Here is a 4,855-nt window from a genome sequence, read left to right on the forward strand (position 1 = left end):
CAACCATAGAGTAATAACAACTCGCCCATGGTATCACCGACTAACACTTGCGTTGCAGCGGAAACGGTAACGTTTTTTGAGCGTCGCGCAACGGAAAAACGTTGCTCGCAAAGCTTGGTCACTTGCGCAAAACGTTCAGGGTGTCTCGGGACAATAATTAGTAGCGCATTCGATATTGTTGCTATAACTTGCTCAAACGCTTCGAGAATAATGCTATCTTCACCTTGATGGGTGCTAGCCGCGATAATGATTAACCGCTGGCCTTGATCGCTCCACTGATACTTAAGCGCTTGCGCCTGATCAATTAAAGCGTCATCAATAACCACATCAAACTTGATGCTGCCGCTAACCACCATTTTAGTGTCGGCCAAACCCAAAGCCAAAAATCGATTCGCATCTGCCCTATTTTGAGCAACCACTTTGGTTAAATTATTAAGCACGGGCCTCGTTAACCAACCCAAGCGCCGGTAGCCCGCCGCTGACTTGGCCGATAATCGTGCATTAGCCAATACCACAGGAATAGAACAGCGACGACAATAATGAATCGTATTGGGCCATAATTCAGTTTCCATAATAACCAATAATTTTGGCTGCACGCGTTTTATAAACCGCAGGATTGAACCGGGCAAATCATAAGGTGCGTACACATGAAACACAGAATCACCAAACAGCGCCCTGACTCGATCAGATCCGGTCGGGGTCATGGTGGTAACAACAATCGAAGCATTGGGATACTGCTGTTGCAGTCGCTTAATCAGTGGAGCTGCGGCAATAGTTTCGCCCACTGAAACCGCATGCACCCAAATGGTATTTTCAAATTTGGGGGTAGTAAAAAAACCAAAGCGCTCGGCAATACGCCGACCATAAGCCGCAGCCTTGCTAGCACGATAGAGTAACCGCAGCAGAATTAGCGGAGTGAGTAAGTAAAAAAACGCACTATAAAAGTAGCGAGCCATAATGTTAGGGTTGCCGATCAGTAAGATGTTGGAAGCATAGCGATTTAACCCGACAGTGACCAGCCCTGCTGAAACAGGATATACTTAAAACTTCTATTCTTGTAACTAATGACTTAATGACTACCAATACAGCAACTGTAGATATCGCCATTATTGGCGGCGGCATAGCAGGCTTATGGCTACTTAACCGCTTATGCAATGACGGCTATAACGCCATACTCTTGGAACAGGGTGATTTGGGTGGCGAGCAAACCATCGCCTCTCAAGGGATGATCCATGGCGGCATCAAATATGCGTTAGGCGGCGCGCTGACCGGAGCTTCGGAAGCGATTGCCGATATGCCAGACCACTGGCGCCGCTGTCTTAAGGGTGAAGGCGATGTGGATTTACGTCAAGCAAAGGTGCTAAGTGAACATTTTTATATGTGGTCCAGTTCATCGATCAGCTCCAAAGTGACCTCCTTTTTTGCCAGCAAAGTCACCCGCGGTCGAGTTGATAATGTTAGCAAAGCAGAGCGCCCCGCTGTCTTTCAGGATAACGCCTTTAAAGGCGCGCTGTATAAGTTGGTCGACTTAGTCTTGGATGTGCCCTCTGTGGTTAATGCACTGGCCGATAACTATCGTGACCGTATTTTTAGCATTGATTGGCAGCGCAGTGCATTCAGCCAAAAAGCCGATGGCTCGGTGGATACCCTAGTGGCCAGTGATGGAGAAAACGCCATCACACTAACAGCCAATCAATTTGTCTTTACCGCCGGCGAAGGCAACGAACAACTCTGCTCCATGCTGTCGATAAAAAAACCGGCGATGCAACGTCGGCCGTTAAAACAAGTGCTGGTTAAACATCATTACCCCCATGCACTTTATGCCCACTGTATGGGCAGCAACCCATCACCGCGCCTAACGATTTCCAGCCATGCAACAGAAGATGGCAAAAACGTCTGGTATCTGGGTGGCGATCTGGCTACTTACGGCGTTGTACTCAGTGACGAGGCATTAATTGAACAAGCCAAAGCCGAACTTAACGATTTATTTCCGTGGCTGGATTTTAGCGAGAGTGAATGGGCCGTACTGTATGTTGACCGTGCCGAGCCCAAACAAAAAGGCTTGCTCAAACCGGATAAAGCCTTTGCTGAAACGGCCAACAATTCTAGCAATGTTATTGTCAGCTGGCCGACCAAGCTAACCCTAGCGCCCAATATGGCTGATGAAATCTGTACACTACTAAAGCAAAATCACACTGCGCCCAGTGGCGATAATGTACCGGCAAATTTACATCATTTTAAAACCCCCGCTATTGGCACCCCCTGTTGGGAAACCTTATTTAGATGAGTGAAGCCTTAATCACACGCCCCTTCGGTAACACCGGTATTGATGTCAGCCCAATCGGTTTAGGCACGGTAAAACTGGGGCGCGATCAGGGGGTGAAATATCCTAACGATTTTACCATTCCTGACGATAAAGCTGCGATACGCCTGATTGATCTTGCCCGCGACTTGGGGATTAATCTGATTGATACCGCGCCGGCCTATGGTATTAGCGAACAGCGTCTAGGCTCTTTGTTAAAAGGACAACGGCAGAACTGGGTGATTTGCTCAAAGGTGGGTGAAGAATTTGAAAACGGCAAGTCCTGTTTTGACTTTAGTGCCAAACATACGCGCTTTAGTATTGAGCGCAGTTTGAAACGCCTTAACACTGACTTTATCGATATGGTACTGGTACATTCGGATGGCAATGACTTAAATGTGATTGAGCAACAGGAAGTATTGGAAGAATTGCAACGCTGCAAACAGCAGGGGCTAATCCGAGCTTATGGCGTTTCCACTAAAACGGTTGCTGGCGGATTGGCTGCGGCGCAAAAAACCGATGCGGTGATGGCCACGTTTAATCTTGATTATAAAGATGAACAGCCGGTGATCGATTTTTGTGAGCAAAACAATAAGGGCCTGTTAATTAAAAAAGCGTTTGCCAGCGGGCATATTTGTTTGGCGGGGGAAGATCCGATACAGGCTAGTATGGATTTTATTTTTTCGCATGCCGGTGTTAGCAGTGCCATTGTTGGTACGATTAATCCGAAGCATTTAACAGCGAATGTTGCAGCGGTCGTTAAAGCGATAGCTAAAAATACTGCTGCTATTTAGACCCTTGCAGGGTGAATGATTAATCTGCCTGTTGGCTTTTATCTAACACTTTCTCTACGATGGCGGTGGTTGAGAAGTTATCAAACAGGGATAAAACTTTCACTTCACCGCCATAAGCCTCAACGATTTCCCAACCGACAACACTGCTTTTATCGTAGTCGCCGCCTTTGGCTAAAATATCCGGACGTAAAGCGGCTAATAATTGTTCCGGCGTATCGGTATCAAAGGAGATCACCCAATCCACCGACTCCAGCTTGGACAGAAGCGCCATACGGCTTTCTACCGGATTGATCGGTCTGCCTGGGCCTTTTAAGCGCGAGATAGACTCATCACCATTGACCGCCACGACCAAGCGGTCACCTAAGGCGCGAGCCTGTTCCAGATAGCCGGCATGACCGGGATGCAAAATATCAAAACAGCCATTGGTAAACACCACCTTCTCGCCATCGGCACGGGCATCCTGTAAAGCAACCTGCAATTGCTCCAGACTTAATACCCCCCGCTCCGAACCCTTTTCAGCTTGCACGGCACGGCGTAGCTCAGGCGCACTAATGGCGGCTGTACCCAACTTGGCCACAACAATACTGGCGGCAAGGTTGGCCAGAGCTACCGCTTGCGGCAAAGGCTCGCCCGCTGCCAACGAGGCGGCCAGCACTGAAATCACAGTATCGCCAGCACCGGTGACATCAAATACCTCACGCGCTCGGGCCGGCAGGTGTAATTCTGGTTTATTGGGACGCAACAGTGTCATACCCTGCTCGCCTCGAGTAACTAATAGTGCTTGCAGCTGATGTTCAAGGATCAACTGTTCGCCCTTATTGACCAGCTCTTCTTCATTGACGCAGGGGCCAACAATAGTTTCAAACTCATGCAGATTGGGGGTTAATAGAGTGGCGCCGTTATAGCGTGAAAAATCTGATCCCTTGGGATCTACCAACACTGGAATACCCGCAGATCTGGCCGCCTGAATTAAAGGCTGGGGATCATCTAATGCGCCTTTGGCATAATCCGATAACACCAGCGCACCAACACCCGCCTGTAATAACTGCCGCGCTTTGGTTGATAATGAGAGGGCATTTTCAGCACTAAAGCTATCTTCAAAATCCATTCTAATTAATTGCTGATGCCGACTAATCACCCGCAACTTGGTAATTGTGGGGTGACTGGCTACCACTTGAAAGTCGCTGTGTACCTGCGCCGCTGACAAAGTTTCTGCCAGAGCTACCGCCGCTTCGTCTTTACCTACCAAGCCGGTTAATGACACGCCGGCACCCAACGCGGCAATATTTAACGCCACATTGGCAGCACCACCGGGCCGGTCTTCGGTTTGGCCCACTTTCACCACCGGTACCGGTGCTTCCGGCGAAATACGAGAAGTGCCGCCATGCCAATAACGGTCGAGCATCACATCGCCCACCACCAATACTTGGGCTTGATCAAAGCGAGGCATGGATAATTTCATTGGCGATAGCGTCCCGAGCAATAAAAAGCGATTAATTTTGGCGCATCATAGCATAAGTCTTATTGCTGCCCACGGGCATTTCCGTTATCTTGCCCGCTGATTTTCTGCATCAGGCCTATGCCCTATTATGACTATTGAACGCTCTATTAAGCCCTCTATTGAACTCCCTATTGATATCGATCAGGTAAAAGGGTTTCTTGCTGATGATGAGGCAGCGGCGCTGTATCACACAGCACTTGCCATGTCGGCCAAAGCGCCGGCACTGGAGATAGGTAGCTACTGTGGTAAATCAACGAT

Annotated in this window: 4 protein-coding genes; 2 read left to right on the plus strand and 2 right to left on the minus strand. The window is 48.7% G+C overall.

Annotated elements, in window-relative coordinates; genetic code table 11:
* Nucleotides 1-956 (minus strand): lipid IV(A) 3-deoxy-D-manno-octulosonic acid transferase (gene waaA, locus AACP44_RS08490; protein WP_339340098.1); only part of this gene is annotated, 956 nt, incomplete at its 3' end.
* A 116-nt stretch (nucleotides 957-1,072) separates the two neighbouring features.
* Here waaA and AACP44_RS08495 point away from each other — a divergent pair.
* Both AACP44_RS08495 and AACP44_RS08500 read left to right on the plus strand, forming a co-directional pair.
* The gene (locus AACP44_RS08495; protein ID WP_339340099.1) at nucleotides 1,073-2,287 is read left to right on the plus strand and encodes an FAD-dependent oxidoreductase; all 1,215 of its coding nucleotides are present in this window, start codon (nucleotides 1,073-1,075) and stop codon (nucleotides 2,285-2,287) included.
* Nucleotides 2,284-3,096, plus strand: coding sequence for an aldo/keto reductase (locus tag AACP44_RS08500; protein WP_339340100.1), 813 nt, complete (start codon nucleotides 2,284-2,286; stop codon nucleotides 3,094-3,096). Before AACP44_RS08495 ends, AACP44_RS08500 begins: the two co-directional genes overlap by 4 nt.
* A gap of 19 nt (nucleotides 3,097-3,115) precedes the next feature.
* Here the strand turns inward: AACP44_RS08500 and hldE are convergent, their stop codons facing one another.
* A complete protein-coding gene (gene hldE / locus AACP44_RS08505; protein WP_339340101.1) occupies nucleotides 3,116-4,558 on the minus strand; it encodes a bifunctional D-glycero-beta-D-manno-heptose-7-phosphate kinase/D-glycero-beta-D-manno-heptose 1-phosphate adenylyltransferase HldE in 1,443 nt (480 codons plus the stop codon).
* Nucleotides 4,559-4,855 lie beyond the last annotated feature (297 nt).

The organism is uncultured Oceanicoccus sp., from assembly GCF_963968385.1.
In the GTDB taxonomy this organism is placed as follows: domain Bacteria; phylum Pseudomonadota; class Gammaproteobacteria; order Pseudomonadales; family Dasaniaceae; genus Oceanicoccus.